Origin of the sequence: Agromyces sp. Root81, assembly GCF_001429165.1 — a bacterium.
Taxonomy (GTDB): domain Bacteria; phylum Actinomycetota; class Actinomycetes; order Actinomycetales; family Microbacteriaceae; genus Agromyces.
The window spans coordinates 1-17,170 of the sequence record NZ_LMIR01000004.1 but is presented as its reverse complement, the minus strand read 5'-3'; the positions used below and the strand labels follow the sequence as shown (position 1 = coordinate 17,170).

15 protein-coding genes are annotated in these 17,170 nt (G+C 69.7%); 13 read left to right on the top strand and 2 right to left on the bottom strand.

What is annotated here, in order from left to right; translation table 11 throughout:
- The first annotated feature begins 1 nt into the window (after position 1).
- The 12 genes from ASE14_RS16915 (at position 2) to ASE14_RS16860 (ending at position 14,082) form a co-directional block, all read left to right on the top strand.
- On the top strand, positions 2-871 hold the full coding sequence (locus ASE14_RS16915) for a glutamate ABC transporter substrate-binding protein (RefSeq protein WP_056657874.1): 870 nt from the start codon (positions 2-4) through the stop codon (positions 869-871).
- A 66-nt stretch (positions 872-937) separates the two neighbouring features.
- Entirely contained in the window at positions 938-1,585 is a 648-nt protein-coding gene (locus tag ASE14_RS16910; protein WP_056657871.1) for an amino acid ABC transporter permease, read from the top strand.
- Positions 1,582-2,520 carry an amino acid ABC transporter permease gene (locus ASE14_RS16905; RefSeq protein ID WP_056657868.1) on the top strand — a complete coding sequence of 313 codons (939 nt, stop codon included), beginning with the start codon at positions 1,582-1,584 and terminating at the stop codon, positions 2,518-2,520. The genes ASE14_RS16910 and ASE14_RS16905 overlap by 4 nt, the downstream gene beginning before the upstream one ends.
- Positions 2,521-2,580: 60 nt before the next feature.
- Positions 2,581-3,621: a phenylalanine--tRNA ligase subunit alpha gene (pheS, locus tag ASE14_RS16900; RefSeq protein WP_056657865.1), complete on the top strand. Its 1,041-nt coding sequence runs from the start codon at positions 2,581-2,583 to the stop codon at positions 3,619-3,621.
- Positions 3,622-3,624: 3 nt separating this feature from the next.
- Positions 3,625-6,165, top strand: coding sequence for a phenylalanine--tRNA ligase subunit beta (pheT, locus tag ASE14_RS16895; protein WP_056657862.1), 2,541 nt, complete (start codon positions 3,625-3,627; stop codon positions 6,163-6,165).
- A 592-nt stretch (positions 6,166-6,757) separates the two neighbouring features.
- The gene (gene argC, locus ASE14_RS16890; protein ID WP_056657859.1) at positions 6,758-7,801 is read left to right on the top strand and encodes an N-acetyl-gamma-glutamyl-phosphate reductase; all 1,044 of its coding nucleotides are present in this window, start codon (positions 6,758-6,760) and stop codon (positions 7,799-7,801) included.
- Positions 7,798-8,949 carry a bifunctional glutamate N-acetyltransferase/amino-acid acetyltransferase ArgJ gene (argJ, locus tag ASE14_RS16885; RefSeq protein WP_056657857.1) on the top strand — a complete coding sequence of 384 codons (1,152 nt, stop codon included), beginning with the start codon at positions 7,798-7,800 and terminating at the stop codon, positions 8,947-8,949. Before argC ends, argJ begins: the two co-directional genes overlap by 4 nt.
- A 2-nt stretch (positions 8,950-8,951) precedes the next feature.
- Positions 8,952-9,854, top strand: coding sequence for an acetylglutamate kinase (argB, locus tag ASE14_RS16880; RefSeq protein ID WP_056657854.1), 903 nt, complete (start codon positions 8,952-8,954; stop codon positions 9,852-9,854).
- Entirely contained in the window at positions 9,851-11,038 is a 1,188-nt protein-coding gene (locus ASE14_RS16875; RefSeq protein ID WP_056657850.1) for an acetylornithine transaminase, read from the top strand. The genes argB and ASE14_RS16875 overlap by 4 nt, the downstream gene beginning before the upstream one ends.
- Positions 11,039-11,069: 31 nt before the next feature.
- On the top strand, positions 11,070-11,999 hold the full coding sequence (argF, locus tag ASE14_RS16870; protein WP_056657847.1) for an ornithine carbamoyltransferase: 930 nt from the start codon (positions 11,070-11,072) through the stop codon (positions 11,997-11,999).
- Positions 12,000-12,007: 8 nt separating this feature from the next.
- Positions 12,008-13,468, top strand: coding sequence for an argininosuccinate lyase (gene argH / locus ASE14_RS16865; RefSeq protein ID WP_056659154.1), 1,461 nt, complete (start codon positions 12,008-12,010; stop codon positions 13,466-13,468).
- Positions 13,465-14,082 (top strand): DNA-3-methyladenine glycosylase, encoded by a 618-nt coding sequence (locus tag ASE14_RS16860; RefSeq protein WP_056657845.1) that lies wholly within the window; start codon positions 13,465-13,467, stop codon positions 14,080-14,082. The genes argH and ASE14_RS16860 overlap by 4 nt, the downstream gene beginning before the upstream one ends.
- Positions 14,083-14,159: 77 nt before the next feature.
- Here ASE14_RS16860 and ASE14_RS21295 read toward each other — a convergent pair whose 3' ends face one another.
- Together ASE14_RS21295 and ASE14_RS16850 are read right to left on the bottom strand one after the other, a co-directional pair.
- On the bottom strand, positions 14,160-14,765 hold the full coding sequence (locus tag ASE14_RS21295) for a hypothetical protein (protein WP_056657842.1): 606 nt from the start codon (positions 14,763-14,765) through the stop codon (positions 14,160-14,162).
- Positions 14,762-15,367 carry a hypothetical protein gene (locus ASE14_RS16850; protein ID WP_056657839.1) on the bottom strand — a complete coding sequence of 202 codons (606 nt, stop codon included), beginning with the start codon at positions 15,365-15,367 and terminating at the stop codon, positions 14,762-14,764. The genes ASE14_RS21295 and ASE14_RS16850 overlap by 4 nt, the downstream gene beginning before the upstream one ends.
- Before the next feature lie 120 nt (positions 15,368-15,487).
- Here ASE14_RS16850 and tyrS point away from each other — a divergent pair, with 120 nt between their 5' ends.
- Complete coding sequence (gene tyrS, locus ASE14_RS16845) at positions 15,488-16,777, top strand: tyrosine--tRNA ligase (RefSeq protein WP_056657834.1); 1,290 nt, start codon at positions 15,488-15,490, stop codon at positions 16,775-16,777.
- Positions 16,778-17,170 lie beyond the last annotated feature (393 nt).

Genomic DNA, 17,170 nt, shown 5'->3' with positions numbered 1-17,170 from the left:
CATGAAACGCATGAGAATCGCACTCGTCGCGGCGGCCGCGGTGTCGGCGCTCGCACTTGCCGGTTGCGCCGGCGGTGACGGTGGCGGTGCGGAGGAGCCCTCGGCCGAGCCCGCCCCCACGTTCGAGGCCGGCACCACGATGGCGACGCTCGCCGAGGCGGGCGAGGTCACGATCGGCACGAAGTTCGACCAGCCGCTCTTCGGCCTGCTCGACCCGAACACCAACAGCCCAGTCGGGTTCGACGTCGAGATCGCGAAGATCATCGCGAGCGAACTCGGCATCGATGAAGAGAACATCGAGTGGGTCGAGACGGTCTCAGCGAACCGGGAGCCGTTCATCCAGAACGGCGAGGTCGACTTCGTCGTCGCCACCTACACGATCAACGACAAGCGCAAGGAAGTCGTCTCCTTCGCCGGCCCGTACTACATGGCCGGTCAGTCGATCCTCGTGCTCGCCGACAACGACGACATCAAGAGCGAGGAAGACCTCGTCGGTCAGCCGGTCTGCTCCGTGACGGGTTCGACCCCGGCCGCGAAGCTCACCGAGATCGGTGCGGTTCCGTTCCTCACCGACACCTACTCGAACTGCCTCGAGCCGCTGCGCAGCGGGCAGGTCGTCGCGGTGTCGACCGACAACGTCATCCTCGCGGGTCTCGCGGCCCAGAACGAAGGCGAGTTCAAGGTCGTCGGAGAGCCGTTCACCGAGGAGCCGTACGGTATCGGGCTCGCGCTCGAGGACACCGAGTTCCGTGACTGGATCAACGACGTGCTCGAAGAGGCGTACGAGGACGGCCGCTACGAGGAGGCGTGGAACTCCACGGCCGGCGCCGTGCTTCCCTACGTCGAGCCGCCGGCAGTCGACCGCTACTGATCGGTGCGCGGTCCGGGCGATCCGCCCGGACCGCGTCCGTCTCCACCGAACGACGAAGGGACGTGCGTGGACGTCGTCATCGACAATCTTCCGAGGTACCTCGACGGATTCAGCAAGACGCTGACGCTGCTGGCCGCCTCGGGATTGCTCTCGCTGCTGTTCGGCACGATCGTCGCCGCCATGCGGATCTCGCCGATCGCCTCGCTGCGTTGGTTCGCGACCGCCTACACCGAACTCGCGCGGAACACGCCGCTGACGCTGGTGCTGTTCTTCTGCGCGTTCATCCTCCCGTACTTCGGGGTCGACCTCGACTACATGATCCTCGCGATCATCGGGCTCTCCTATTACACGTCGCCGTTCGTCGCCGAAGCACTGCGATCCGGCATCAACGGCGTACCGGTGGGGCAGGCCGAGGCCGCCCGCAGCCTCGGATTCGGATTCTCCCAGTCGGTCGGGCTCATCATCCTGCCGCAGGCGTTCCGCATGACGGTGCCCCCGCTGATCAACGTCTTCATCGCCCTCACGAAGAACACGTCGGTCGCGGGCGGCTTCTTCGTCGCCGAGCTCTTCACGATCGGCAAGGAACTCGCGAACGCGAACGGCGACGCGGTCATCGCCATCCTCGTCGGCGTCGCGATGTTCTACCTCGCCATCACCATTCCGCTCGGCCTCCTCGCCGTGCAGCTCGAGAAGAAGTGGGTGGTCGCGCGATGACCGGAGCCAACGTCCTGTTCGACGCGCCCGGACCTCGGGCCCGCCGCCGCTCGCTCATCATCTCGATCATCGCCGGAGTCCTGGTGCTCGGCGGCCTCGTCTGGGTCATCAGCATGCTCGCCGCACCGCGCGAGGCGTCGGGCGGCCTCGTCCTTCCCGGACAGTTCGATCCGACGCGTTGGGACATCTACGCGAATCCGGCGGTGTGGGGCGCGATCGTCGGGGGCATCACCCGAACGCTGCAGGCGGCGGCGGTCGCCGCGGTGCTCGCACTCATCCTCGGCGTCGTGTTCTCCCTGCTGCGCAGCTCGACGATCGCCTGGGTGCGTGTGCCGACCGCCGTGCTGCTCGAATTCATCCGGGGCATGCCGGTGCTGCTCATGATGCTCTTCATCCTGTTGGTCGCCTCGACCGGACAGTACTGGGCCGTCGTCAGCGCGCTCGCGTTGTACAACGGTGCGATCATCGGCGAGGCGCTGCGAGCCGGCCTCGCGTCGCTGCCCCGGGGCCAGCGTGAAGCCGCGTTGAGCGTCGGCATGCGTGAGATGCAGTCCAAGATGCTCATCGAGTTCCCGCAGGCGTTCCGGCAGATGCTGCCGATCATCGTCGCGCAGCTGGTCGTGCTGCTGAAGGACACGGCGCTCGGCTTCATCGTCGGGTACAACGAGCTCATCCGCACGACGATGTACAACCTCTCGGCGTTCTACGGCAACCGCTACCTCTTCTCGCTCTTCTTCGTGACGCTGGTCGTCTACCTCGTCATCAACCTCTCGCTGTCGTGGTTCGCGCGCTGGCTCTCACGGCGCACGGCGAGTGGCGGGGGCGGGCGGCGTGGCCCGAAGGGCGGCCAGCCGGTCGACCCCACTCAGGGTCTGCTCGTCGTGCAGGCGTCTGCAGCGGCGAAGCAGTCGTACGTGCAGCCGGGCAGCCTCTGACGCAGTGGGAATGCCCGCCGAGCCCGAGCTCGGCACCGGGGACGACTAGACTCGGTCTTCGTGTCCGAGCCCCGTGAAATCACCGAGAGCGCCGTCCAAGCGGCGGTCGACGCAGCCCTCGCGGCCATCGCGTCGGCCGGCGACTCCGCCGCGCTGAAACAGGTCCGCACCGAGCACACCGGCGACAAGTCCGCCCTCGCGCTCCTGAACGCCGAACTGCGCAACGTCCCGAACGAGCAGAAGGCCGCACTCGGCAAGCTCGTCGGCGGCGCACGCGGCCGGGTGAACCAGGCGTTCGCCGCGCGCGAGGCCGAGATCGTCGAGGCCGAGGCCGCCGCGCAGCTCGCCGCCGAGACGGTGGACGTCACGGCACTCGCCTCGCGGTACCGGCCGGGCTCGCGGCATCCGCTCTCGCTCCTGCAGGACCGGGTGTGCGACGTCTTCACCGGCATGGGCTGGGAGATCGCCGAAGGCCCGGAGGTCGAGAGCGAGTGGTTCAACTTCGACGCGCTGAACTTCGACGCCGACCACCCGGCGCGCGCCATGCAGGACACCTTCTTCGTCGACCCGCCCGAGTCGCACCTCGTGCTGCGCACGCACACGAGCCCCGTGCAGATCCGCTCGATGCTCGAGCGCGAGCTGCCGCTGTACGTGCTCGCACCGGGCCGCGTGTACCGCACCGACGAGTTCGATGCCACGCACCTGCCGGTCTTCATGCAGTTCGAGGGCGTCGCCGTCGACAAGGGCCTCACGATGGCGCACCTCAGGGGCACCCTCGATCACTTCGTGAAGTCGATCTTCGGCGACGAGGCGAAGATCCGCCTGCGCCCGAGCTTCTTCCCCTTCACGGAGCCGTCGGCCGAGCTCGACTTCTGGCACCCGACCTTCAAGGGCGGCGCGCGCTGGATCGAGTGGGGCGGCTGCGGCATGATGCACCCCAACGTGCTGAAGGCCGCCGGCATCGACCCCGAGGTCTACACCGGGTTCGCCTTCGGCATGGGTATCGAGCGCGGGCTCATGCTCCGCAACGACGTGCAGGACATGCGCGAAATGGTCGAGGGAGACATCCGCTTCTCCCAGCAGTTCGGAATGGTGGTCTAAGACATGCGGGTTCCACTGAGCTGGCTCGCCGAGTACGTCGAACTCGTGCCGGGCACGACGCCCGAAGACGTGCACGCCGCCCTCGTCAAGGTCGGTCTCGAAGAGGAGGACGTGCACACGTTCGACCTCGAGGGTCCGATCGTCGTGGGCGAGGTGCTCGAGTTCGTCGAGGAGCCGCAGTCCAACGGCAAGACCATCCGCTGGTGCCAGGTGCGCGTCGCCCCTGAAGGACAGACGGCGGCCGACGGCGGCGAAGCCGTGCACGGCATCGTCTGCGGCGCCCGCAACTTCTTCGTGGGCGACAAGGTCGTCGTGACGCTGCCGGGCGCCGTGCTGCCCGGTCCGTTCCCGATCGCCGCCCGCAAGACCTACGGGCACGTCTCCGACGGCATGATCGCCTCGGCGCGCGAGCTCGGCCTCGGCGAGGACCACGACGGCATCCTGCGCCTCTCGACCCTCGGCGTCGACGCGCCCGTCGGCACCGACGCGATCGCGCTGCTCGGCCTCGACGATGCCGCCATCGAGATCAACGTCACGCCCGACCGCGGCTACGCCTTCTCGATCCGCGGTGTCGCGCGCGAGTACGCCCACGCCACGGGGGCGCGCTTCCGCGACCCGGTCGAGCAGTCGGCGCCGGCGCCTGTGCCCACCGGACCCGGCTCGGCCGCCGTGTTCTCCGTCGTGATCGACGACGCGGCTCCGATTCGCGGCAAGGTCGGCTCCGCCGTCTTCGCCACGCGCATCGTGCGCGACGTCGACGCCGCCCGCCCGACGCCGGCGTGGATGATCGCGCGGCTGAAGCTCGCCGGCATCCGCTCGATCTCGGTACTCGTCGACATCACCAACTACGTCATGCTCGAACTCGGCCAGCCGATCCACGGCTACGACCTCGACCAGCTCCGCGGCGGCATCGTCGTGCGGCGCGCGACGGCCGGCGAGAAGTTCACCACACTCGACGGCAAGGAGCGCACGCTCCACGTCGAGGACCTCGTCGTCACCGACGACCGCGGGCCGATCGGCCTCGGCGGCGTCATGGGCGGTGCCGAGACCGAGATGGGCGACGAGACGCGCAACGTGCTCGTCGAAGCTGCCAACTGGGACCCGGTGTCGATCGCGCGCACCGCACGTCGCCACAAGCTCCCGAGCGAGGCGGCCAAGCGCTACGAGCGCGGTGTCGACCCCGAGATCGCGGCCGCGGCCGTGTCGCGCGTCGCCCAGCTCATGGTCGACCTCGCCGGCGGCACCGCCGATGCGGGGGGCTCCCTGATCTCGACGGCTCCGGCGCGCGAGGCGATCTTCCTCCCCGAGGGCTTCGTCTCGTCGATCATCGGTGTCGAGTACACCGAAGACGAGGTGCACGACGCACTCGCCGAGATCGGCGGCGCGATCACCGCCGTCGACGGTGGCTTCTCCGTCGTGCCGCCCGCGTGGCGCCCCGACCTGACCGGTCGCGAAGAGCTCTCTGAGGAGGTCGCCCGCCTGATCGGCTACGACCGCATCCCCTCGGTGCTGCCCGTCGCGCCTCCCGGCCGCGGCCTCACCCGCTCGCAGCGGCTGCGTCGGCGCACCGCCGACACGCTCGCGGCGGCCGGGTCGACCGAGGTGCTCTCGTTCCCGTTCGTCTCCGAGGCCGACAACGCCGTGTTCGGCAGCGCCGACGGCGCGCCCGTGGTCTCCGTGCGCATCGCGAACGCCCTCGACCAGACGGTGCCGTTCCTGCGGCGCTCGCTCGTCCCCGGCCTCATCGGTGCTGCACGGCGCAACCTCTCGCGCGGACTCACCGATCTCGACCTCTTCGAGATCGGCACGGTCTTCCTGCCCGAGCCGGGTCGCACCTACGGCTCGCTCGAGCTGCCCGTCGGCAACGAGAAGCCGAGCGACGAGGTGCTCGCAGCGCTCGACGCCGGCATCCCGCCGCAGCCGCGCCACCTCGGCGCGCTCATCGTCGGCGATGTCGTGGCGAAGCAGCCGCGTCAGCCCGCCGTGGCCGCCGGCATCGCCGACGCGCTCGACGTCGTGCGTCAGGTCGAGCTCGCGACCGGTGCCCGCATCGACATCTCGCAGGGTTCGCACCAGGCGATGCATCCCGGCCGCACGGCCGAACTGCGCGTCGACGGCACGCTCGTCGGCTACGCCGGCGAACTGCTGCCGGCCCTTGCGGCCGATGCCGACCTGCCGCGGGTCGTGGCGGTCGTCGAGCTCGACCTCGACGCGGTCATCGCCCTGACCGAGCCGACCGTCGAAGCGCAAACGATCGACACGATGCCCGCCGCGACGCAGGACCTCTCGCTCATCGTGCCCGTCGAGGTCGCCGCGGCCGAGGCGGCCGCCGCGATCCGCGAGGGTGCCGGGGAACTGCTCGAGCACGTCGCGCTCGTCGACGACTACCGCGGTCAGGGTGTGCCCGCCGGGGCGAAGAGCCTGACGTTCGCGCTCAGGTTCCGCGCCGACGACCGCACGCTCACCGCTGCGGAGGCGAGCGAGGCGAAGCTCGCGGGCGCCGCGCTCGCGAACGACCGTTTCGGGGCCACCATCCGCGAATGACCGCCAGGGCGCGATCCGTCGGCGACGTCGTCGCGGCCATCGATTCGGTGGCCGCGCGACTCGCCGGTCGGCCGCTCGTGGTTCGGGGTGTCGGGTTTCGGCGGCGCAGGCAAGCCCACCTCTGATGTGAGCCAAGCACTCCTGCGGCATCCGCTGAGCCTGCGCGATTTCGAGGAGATCGGCAATCCCGAGGATGGTGGAGACCCGACCACCCCTCGGAATGGCCGAATTCCTCGCGTCGGCGGTGAACCCTGGGCCGCCCCCGTTGACTCAGGCTCAGGATGCCGCCGCTACGACGACGGCATGTCGCCGCCGCGACTCCGCCCTCGCGACCGCGCGTTTGCGCGGCACGACCCGCCCCGGATAGGGTCGCTGTATGTCCGCCGCTCGGTTCGCCGCCCCCGCACGCGTCTCGCGTGTCGTCGTGGTGCGCAGCCGACGTCGTGGCGAGCGCCGACTCTAGGCGACCCCGCATGCGGCAACGAGGCCGTCAGCAGGTGTCGCCGGAGCCATCCCTCGACCGCTTCGACCTTTCAGGTCGCGAGCGCCGCCGGGAGCCAACCTCGACCGCTTCGACCTTTAAGGTGGAACCATGACGTTCACCGTCGCCGTTTCCGGCGCGTCCGGCTATGCCGGAGGCGAGATCCTTCGCCTCCTCGCCGATCATCCCGATTTCGACGTGCGCACCGTGACCGCGCACTCCAACGCCGGCCAGCCGCTCATCGCGGTGCAGCCGCACCTGCGCAGCTACACGCATCTCACCCTGAAGGACACGACGGCCGCGAACCTCGCCGGTCACGACATCGTGTTCCTCGCGCTCCCGCACGGGGCATCCGGTGCGATCGCCGCGCAGCTGCCGGCCGAGACCCTCGTGATCGACTGCGGTGCCGATCACCGGCTCGAGAGCAAGGCCGACTGGGCGGCGTTCTACGGCGGCGAGTTCCACGGCGCGTGGACCTACGGCGTCCCCGAGCTGCCGCGCCTGTCTGGCACGCAGCGCGACCGGCTCGCGAAGACCAAGCGCATCGCGGCGCCGGGCTGCAACGCCTCGACCGTCACGCTGTCGCTCGCGCCCGGCATCCGCGCAGGCGTCATCGAGGCCGTCGACATCGTCTCGGTGCTCGCGGTCGGTCCCTCGGGAGCGGGCAAGAGCCTCAAGGCGCACCTGCTCGGCTCCGAGATCCTCGGCTCGGCGAACCCGTACTCGGTGGGCGGCGTGCACCGGCACATCCCCGAGATCCGGCAGGCGCTGCGCTGGGCGGGCGGCGGGGATCCGACGATCTCGTTCACGCCGGTCATCGTGCCGATGTCGCGCGGCATCCTCGCGACCTCGACCGCGCGCATCGTGCCGGGCACGGATGCCGCTGCGGTCCGCGCCGCGTGGGAGGACGCCTATGCCGGCGAGCGCTTCGTGCAGCTCCTGCCCGAGGGCCAGTTCCCGCGCACGGCCGACGTGCTCGGTGCGAACACGGCGCTGCTCGGCCTGCAGATCGACGAGAACGCCGGCCGTGTGGTCGTGGTCGCCGCCGTCGACAACCTCGTGAAAGGCACCGCCGGTGCCGCCATCCAGTCCGCCAACATCGCACTCGGCCTCACCGAGTCGACCGGACTTCCCGTGAACGGAGTCGCCCCGTGACCGTCACCCACCCGCAGGGATTCGAGGCGGCGGGCATCGCCGCGGGCATCAAGCGCTCGGGTGCGCTCGACCTCGCGCTCGTCGTGAACCGCGGCCCGGCGCAGCAGGCGGCGGTCGTGTTCACCTCCAATCGCGCCCAGGCGAATCCGATCATCTGGTCGAAGCAGGTCGCGGCCGACGGCATCGTCTCGGCGATCGTGCTGAACTCCGGCGGCGCCAACTGCTTCACCGGCCCGGAGGGCTTCCAGGTGACGCACCGCACGGCCGAGGCCGCGGCCGCGGGCCTCGGCGTCGCAGCGGGCGACGTGCTCGTCTGCTCCACGGGGCTCATCGGCGATCAGCTCGACGGCGAGGTGCTCGAAGAGGGCGTGCTGTCGGCGATCGCCCGACTCTCGACCGACGGCGGCGACGACGCGGCTCGCGCCATCATGACGACCGACACCACGCCGAAGCAGGTCGTCGTCGAAGGCGACGGCTGGTCGATCGGCGGCATCGCGAAGGGCGCCGGCATGCTGGCCCCCGGCCTCGCGACGATGCTGGTGGTCGTGACGACGGATGCCGCGTTGCCGGCGCTCGACCTCGACACCGCGCTCCGCGCCGCCACTCGCGTGACCTTCGACCGGCTCGACTCCGACGGCTGCATGTCGACGAATGACCAGGTCTCGCTGCTCTCCTCGGGTGCATCGGGTGTCACGCCCGACCTCGAGGTCTTCACCGCCGCCCTCACCGAGGCCTGCCGCAACCTCGCATTGCAGCTGCAGGCCGACGCCGAGGGCGCGAGCCACGACATCGCGATCGAGGTCGTCGGTGCGGTGACCGAAGACGACGCGGTCGAGGTCGGCCGATCGGTCGCCCGCAACAACCTCTTCAAGGCGGCGATCTTCGGCAACGATCCCAACTGGGGCCGGGTGCTCGCCGCGATCGGCACCACGAGCGCGCCGTTCGACCCGTACCTCGTCGACGTCTCGATGAACGGGGTGCGCGTCTGCCACGCCGGACGTCCCGACGCCCCTCGAGACGAGGTCGACCTCACGCCGCGCGCGACGCACGTGCTCATCGAGCTGCACGCCGGCGAGGCATCCGCCACCATCTTTACGAACGACCTCACGCACGACTACGTGCACGAGAACAGCGCCTACGCGAGTTGAGCATGAGCGACGACACAGAAGCCGAAGACACCAACGAGGCCGGCGCGAAAGCGCAGGTGCTCATCGATTCGCTGCCCTGGCTGAAGCGATTCCACGGCGAGACGATCGTGGTGAAGTTCGGCGGCAACGCCATGGTGAGCCCCGAGCTGCAGCGCGCGTTCGCGGAGGACATGGTCTACCTGCGCTACGCGGGCATCAAGCCCGTCGTCGTTCACGGCGGCGGCCCGCAGATCTCGGCGATGCTCGAGCGCCTCGGCATCCCGAGCGAGTTCCGCGGCGGCTACCGCGTGACGACTCCCGAGACCATGGACGTCGTGCGCATGGTGCTCTCGGGCCAGGTCAATCGCGAGCTCGTCTCGCTCATCAACGAGCACGGCCCGCTCGCATCCGGGCTCTCGGGTGAAGACGCCGGGCTCTTCACCGGGCGCCGGCGCGGCGCAGTCGTCGACGGTGAAGAGGTCGACCTCGGTCTCGTCGGCGACGTCGTCGCGGTCGACCCCGCCGCGGTGCTCGCCGAACTCGCTGCCGAGCGCATTCCCGTCGTCTCCTCGATCGCCCCCGACGGCGATGTGACCGGGCAGTCGCTCAACGTGAACGCCGATTCCGCGGCTGCGGCACTCGCCGTCGCGCTCGGTGCGGCGAAGCTCGTCATCCTCACCGACGTCGCCGGCCTCTACCGCGACTGGCCGAACCGCGACTCGCTCGTCTCCGTCATCGACGTGCCCTCGCTCGTCGAACTGCTGCCGAGCCTCGAGTCGGGCATGATCCCGAAGATGGCTGCGTGCCTCGCCGCCGTCGAGGGCGGCGTCGCGAAGGCCGCCATCATCGACGGCCGCGTCCCGCACTCGATCCTGCTCGAGGTCTTCACACAGTCCGGCATCGGCACTGAGGTGGTGGCCGCATGAACGACTGGCAGCAGCGCTTCGACCAGCGCATCATGCGCTCCATCGGCATGCCGCTCGCGAAGCTCGAGCACGGTTCGGGCGCCTGGGTGACGGATGCCGCGGGCACGACGTACCTCGACTTCCTCGCCGGCATCGCGGTCAACTCACTCGGGCACGCCCATCCCGTGTTCGTCGAGGCCGTGACCGCACAGGCATCGAAGCTCGCACACGTGTCGAACTACTTCACGACCGAGCCCGCGCTCGAGCTCGCCGAACGGCTCGTCCGGCTCGCCGGTGCCGGCCCCGAGGGGCGCGCCTGGTTCGGCAACTCGGGCGCAGAGGCCAACGAGGCCGCGTTCAAGCTCGCCCGGCTGAACAACTCGGGCGGTGCGCGCACGCGCGTGATCGCTCTCGTCGACGCCTTCCACGGGCGCACGATGGGCTCGCTCGCCCTCACCGGCAAGCCGCACATGCGGGCGCCGTTCGAGCCGATGGCCGGGGGAGTGGAACACATCCCGGCGACGATCGCGGCGCTCGAGGCATCCATCGACGACGCGGTCGCGGCCGTCTTCGTCGAGCCCATCCAGGGCGAGGCCGGTGTCGTCGAGCTGCCGGAGGGCTTCCTCGAGGCGGCACGCGAGCTGACGCTCCGCCACGGGGCGCTGCTCATCGTCGACGAGATCCAGACCGGCGCCGGGCGCACCGGCGAGTGGTTCGGCTTCCAGCACGACGGCATCACGCCCGACGCGATCACCGTCGCCAAGGGCATCGGCGGCGGCATGCCGATCGGCGGTCTCGTGACGTTCGGCCACGCCTCCGGGCTCTACCAGAAGGGCCAGCACGGCTCGACGTTCGGCGGCAATCCGCTCGCGACCGCGGTCTCGAACGCCGTCCTCGGCGAGATCGAGCGTGCCGGCCTCGTCGAGAACGCCGCCGTGCGCGGCCCGCAGCTGCGGCACCGCATCGAGGCGATGGGCTCCCCGCTCGTCGCAGGCACGCGCGGCCGCGGCCTCCTCATCGGCGTCGCCCTCACCCATCCGGTCGCCGGTGATGTCGTCGCACACGCGATGAGCCACGGCCTGATCGTGAACGCCGCGAACGACACCACCATCCGCATCGCGCCGCCGCTCATCATCGGCGACGCCGAGATCGACGAGTTCGAGGTGCGCTTCGCGCGTGCCCTCGCCGATGCTCACCCGTACTGACCCGACCGACCTCCACGAACGGACCACATCCATGACCCGCCACTTCCTCCGTGACGACGACCTCACCCAGGCCGAGCAGACCGAGATCCTCGACCTCGCCGAACAGCTGAAGGCCGACCGCTGGTCGCAGACCCCGCTCGCCGGCCCGCAGACGGTCGCCGTGATCTTCGACAAGTCGTCCACGCGCACGCGCGTCTCGTTCGCCGTCGGCATCGCCGACCTCGGCGGCTCCCCGCTCATCATCTCGACCGCGAACAGCCAGCTCGGCGGCAAGGAGACGCCCTCCGACACCGCACGCGTGCTCGAGCGCATGGTCTCCGCGATCGTCTGGCGCACCTACGCGCAGTCCGGGCTCGAAGAGATGGCGGCCGGCACGACCGTTCCCGTCGTCAACGCGCTCTCCGACGACTTCCACCCGTGCCAACTGCTCGCCGACCTGCTCACGATCCGCGAGCACAAGGGCCGGCTCGCCGGACTCACGGTCACCTTCCTCGGCGACGGCCGCAGCAACATGGCGCAGTCGTACCTGCTCGCCGGCGCGACCGCGGGCATGCACGTGCGCATCGCCGCTCCGGCGGAGTTCGCCCCCGAGGCATCCGTCGTCGCCGATGCCGAGCGCATCGCCGCGACGACCGGGGGCTCCGTCGCCGTCGTCACCGACGCGCGCGAGTCCGTGACCGGTGCCGACGTCGTCGTGACCGACACCTGGGTGTCGATGGGCAAGGAGGAGGAGAAGGCGCATCGCGTCGCCACCTTCGGCGGCTACCAGGTCGACGCGGAACTCATGTCGCTCGCGGCATCCGATGCGGTGTTCATGCACTGCCTGCCCGCCGACCGCGGCTACGAGGTCAGCGCCGACGTCATCGACGGCCCGCAGTCGATCATCTGGGACGAGGCCGAGAACCGACTGCACGCGCAGAAGGCACTGCTCGTCTGGCTGCTCGCGAGGAAGGACGCCTGATGAGCGACATGACAGGCAGCGACGCCACCGACGGCACGACCGAGGCGCACGGCACCAACGAAGGCTCGCTCTGGGGCGCACGCTTCGCATCAGGGCCTTCGCCCGAACTGCAGCGGCTCTCGAAGTCGACGCATTTCGACTGGCAGCTCGCGGGCTACGACCTCGCGGGTTCCCGGGCGCACGCCCGTGCGCTCGCCGCGGCCGGATACCTCGAGGCGGACGAGCTCGACGCCATGCTCGCCGGCCTCGACACGCTCGAAGCCCGCGTCGTCTCGGGTGAGATCGTCGCCGGTGAGGCCGACGAAGACGTGCACGGCGCGCTCGAGTCCGCGCTGATCGCCATCGTCGGCCCCGAACTCGGCGGCAAGCTCCGCGCGGGGCGCAGTCGCAACGACCAGATCGCCACGCTCGTGCGCCTGTACCTGAAGGACCACGCCGCGACCATCGGCCGCGATCTCGTGCACCTCATCGACGCGCTGGCCGCGCAGGCCGACGCCCACCGCACGGCGATCATGCCTGGGCGCACGCACCTCCAGCACGCCCAGCCGGTGCTGCTCGCGCACCACCTGCTCGCGCACGCCTGGGCGCTGTCGCGCGACCTCGAACGCCTCGTCGACTGGACGAAGCGAGCGGATGTCTCGCCCTACGGCGGGGGAGCGCTCGCGGGTTCGACGCTCGGTCTCGACGCGGCATCCGTCGCCCGCGACCTCGGCCTCGCGAGCCCCGCCGAGAACTCGATCGACGGCACCGCGAGCCGCGATGTCGTCGCCGAGTTCGCCTTCATCACGGCGATGATCGGCATCGACCTGTCGCGCTTCGCCGAGGAGATCATCCTCTGGAACACCCGCGAGTTCGGCTTCGTCACGCTCCACGACGGCTACTCGACCGGGTCGTCGATCATGCCGCAGAAGAAGAACCCCGACATCGCCGAGCTCGCGCGCGGCAAGTCCGGCCGACTCATCGGCAACCTCACGGGCCTGCTCGCGACCCTGAAGGCCCTGCCGCTCGCCTACAACCGTGACCTGCAGGAGGACAAGGAGCCCGTCTTCGACTCCGTCGAGACGCTCGAGGTGCTGCTGCCGGCATACACCGGCATGGTCGCGACGCTCACCTTTCACACCGAGCGCATGGCCGAGCTCGCGCCGGCCGGCTTCTCGCTGGCGACGGATGTCGCGGAGTGGCTCGTGAAGCGCCGGGTGCCGTTCCGCGATGCCCATGAGATCACCGGTTCGCTCGTGCGGTACGCCGAGGAGCACGGGCTCGAGCTCGACGCCGTCGACGATGCCGCGCTCGCGGCGATCTCGCCGCACCTGACGCCCGACGTGCGCGAGGTGCTCACGGTCGAGGGATCGGTCGCGAGCCGCGACGGCATCGGCGGCACCGCCCCCGTGCGGGTCGCCGAGCAGTTCTCCCGCCTCGCAGATCGCGTTCGCCACCTCGTGGCGGGCCTTCCGGAGGCGCGCAGCTGAGCGGACTCGTCACCCCCGGCCGGGAGTTCTTCGAGCAGGACCCCGTGGTGCTGGCACCGCTCCTCCTCGGAGCGGTGCTGGGCTACGACGCGCCCGACGGGCGGGTGTCGATCCGTCTGTCGGAGCTCGAGGCGTACCGTGGCCTCGGCGAGGACCCCGGCTCGCACGCGTTCCGGGGTCGCACGCCGCGCAATGCGGTGATGTTCGGCGAGCCCGGGCACCTCTACGCGTACTTCAGCTACGGCATGCACGTCTGCCTGAACATCGTCGCGCGACCCGAGGGCTCCTCGTCGGGCGTGCTCATGCGCGGGGCCACGGTCGTCGACGGACTCGACCTGGCGAGGCGCCGTCGTCCCGGCGTGAACGATCGCGACCTCGCGAGGGGGCCGGGCCGGCTCGCGAAGGCGCTCGGAGTGCCGCTCGACGCGGGCGGCAGCGACCTGCTCGCACGGCCGTTCACCCTGCAGGTGCTGCAGGCGCCGCTCCATGCCGCGAGCGGCCCGCGCACGGGCGTCGGCGGCGCGGGCGGTGGTTTGCAGTATCCGTGGCGGTTCTGGCTGCCCGGTGACGAGGGCGTCTCGCCGTATCGGCGGCACAAGCTCGCAGCGGAGTGACCGCGGCCACCACGTGGCATCCGCTGCCCTCGATGCCGGTCAGGGCATGGTCGCTGGTCAGTGCGGCGCGAGATGACTCAGCGCAGCGCGAGGTGCACGACGAGTGCGCCGGCACACGCCCAGATGAGGCTCGCGAAGGTGCCGATGATGAAGCGTTCGCGCGCTTCGGGCGCCTCGAGTTCGGTGAAGCGGCCGACGCCCTTGACGGCGACCACGATCGCGAGCGCCTCGGGGAAGCCGGCGATGATGGCGCCCGCCGAGGCGAGGCGTTCGAGCACGCCGATCGTGAGTCCGCCGCGCAGCACCTCGCGCTTGGCGGTCGACTGCACGCCGCGGTGCTCCTCGTCGGCCGAGCGCTTCTCGGCGACGATGATGCCGCCGTGGAGGCCCGGTGCCACGGTGCCGCCCATCGCGAGGTCGAGCGCGGTGGCGGCGGCCGGGCTGCCGCCGAAGACGGCGACGGTGAGGCCGAGCACCGTGATGAGCGGGGCCAGGCCGAACTGCGCGGGTTCGCCCGCCGATGCCGCCGCGAGCAGTGCCACGCCGAGGGCGCCTGCGGCGAACCAGATGTACGCGCGGCGCGGGCGCAGGTATGCGAGCACCGAGAGCGCCGCCGCGGCGACCAGCGAGATCACGAGAGCCGACCAGGTGATGGCGTCGGCGATGACGTCGAAGTGGATCATGCGCGGGCTCCCGTCGAGCTGTCGAGGTTCTCGAGCAGCCTAGCGAGCGCCGGCACGGCGTCGAGCTCTGCACGGATATTGGCCGATTTCATGCGCGAGCTGATCGCCGGCGCGCTCACTCCGAGTTCGTCGGCGATCTCCGACTGCATGGCACCTGCGACGATGCGGTCGTAGACCTCCCAGCCCTGGTCGGACCGGCGCTCGCGGAGGAGGAGGGCGAGCTTGAACAGGGCTTCGACGTGCGCGGCGTCGTCGTGCGCTGCCTCGACCGCGAGGCGCGGCGAACTCTTCTTGGCCCGCTCGACCGCATCGCGGGCGGCGAAGAACGCCTCGCCGCTCGCCTCTCGGATGTCGCTCGGCAGGGGAGTGCGCACCTCGCCGCAGCCGATGCCGACGCTCCACGCGCCGTCGCGGGTGAGTTCGAACACGACCTCGACGACGGTCCGGGCGTCGCGGGTGAGCAGCTGGATCTCGTCACCCGCGTTGCGGGCGACCGGCAGCAGGAGCCTCGCGCCGTGTTCGCGCTGGATCCGGTCGCGCTCGGCGCCGGCGAGATCGGCTTGCGTGCGACTGGAGACCTGGTCGGCCGTGACGACGATCATGTCAGCTCCTTCAGTGTGCAGACTTTATCGAGGCGTGAATAAGCATACATCCTTAATCACGATCGGGTTAGAGATGGAACCTAATCCACTCGCTGATACTCTGACGGAGTGTCAGACCCGATGATCCTCAGCACCCAGCAGAACGACGCCTCCTTCGCGGACGTCTGGGAGGAGCTCGTCTGGCGCGGCCTCGTGCATGTGTCGACCGACCAGGCTGCGCTGAAAGAGCTGCTCGCGGGCGAGCCGATCACGTATTACTGCGGGTTCGACCCCACCGCGCCGAGTCTGCACCTCGGCAACCTCGTGCAGCTCCTCACGATGCGTCGCATCCAGCTCGCCGGCCACAAGCCGCTCGGCCTCGTCGGCGGATCCACCGGCCTGATCGGCGATCCGCGGCCCACGGCGGAGCGCACGCTGAACACGAAGGAGACCGTCGCCGAGTGGGTCGGGTACCTGCAAGGGCAGGTCTCGAGGTTCCTCTCGGGCGAGGGCGAGAACGCGGTTCGGCTCGTCAACAACCTCGACTGGACCGGCGGGCTCTCCGCCATCGACTTCCTGCGCGAGATCGGCAAGCACTACCGCGTCGGCACGATGCTGAAGAAGGACGCGGTGGCCTCGCGCCTCAACTCCGACGCCGGCATCAGCTACACCGAGTTCAGCTACCAGATCCTGCAGGGCTTCGACTACCTCGAGCTCTACCGTCAGTACGGCTGCGCGCTGCAGACGGGCGGCAGCGACCAGTGGGGCAACCTCACGAGCGGCACGGATCTCATCCACCGCGTCGAGGGCGCGAGCGTGCATGCCATCGGCACGCCGCTCGTCACGAACTCCGACGGCACGAAGTTCGGCAAGAGCGAGGGCAACGCGATCTGGCTGGATCCCGCGATGTGCAGCCCGTACGCGTTCTACCAGTTCTGGCTCAACACCGACGATGCCGATGTCATCTCGCGGCTGAAGATCTTCACGTTCCTCGGCCGGGAGCGCATCGAGCAGCTCGAAGCGCTCGTCGCGACCGAGCCGTTCAAGCGCGAGGCGCAGCGAGTGCTCGCCACCGAGGTGACCACCCTGGTGCATGGTGCGGATGCCACGGAAGCCGTGATCGCCGCATCGCGCGCGCTGTTCGGGCAGGGCGATCTCGCCGGCCTCGACCGCACGACGCTCGAGGCCGCGCTTCGCGAACTCCCGAACACCACCGCGACGACGGATGCCTCGATCATCCAGCTCCTCGTCGACACCGGGCTGGTCTCGAGCCAGAGCGAGGGCCGGCGCGCCATCGCCCAAGGGGGAGTGTCGCTCGACAACGTGCGCATCGACGATGAGGCGGCGACGCTTGGTGGTCGTGTTGGTGCCGGCGGTATGGCGGTGCTTCGTCGTGGCAAGAAGACGCTTGCAGGTGTCTTCGTCGAATAGTTGCTGGGAACGGCGTTCCGGGGCCTCGGTCGCTCACTTCGGTGGGAGGCCGGGGCTCCCGGTGTTTCGGGGCTTTGTGGTGCGACACGCCCGGGATGTTGGTGGAGTTTGCGTGGTTGTCGGATTCCCCGTAATGTAATCACTCGTTGCCCCACAGGAGCGGAAGAGCGGGACTGCTGAGAAAGCGTCTGGTTCTCCTCCTCAAGTGGCACGAAGATCCCAAACCTTGATGACATCGTCTTCTTGTGTTTGAAGCGTTCGGATGCGTCCTTTTGGATGGCCGGATGAGAACGAAATTGCTCCGGCTGCTCGATCCGTTGAGGGTTGTGTGTCGGGTGCGTCCGTTCCTTGAGAACTCAACAGCGTGCACTATGTTCAATGCCAAATTATTGA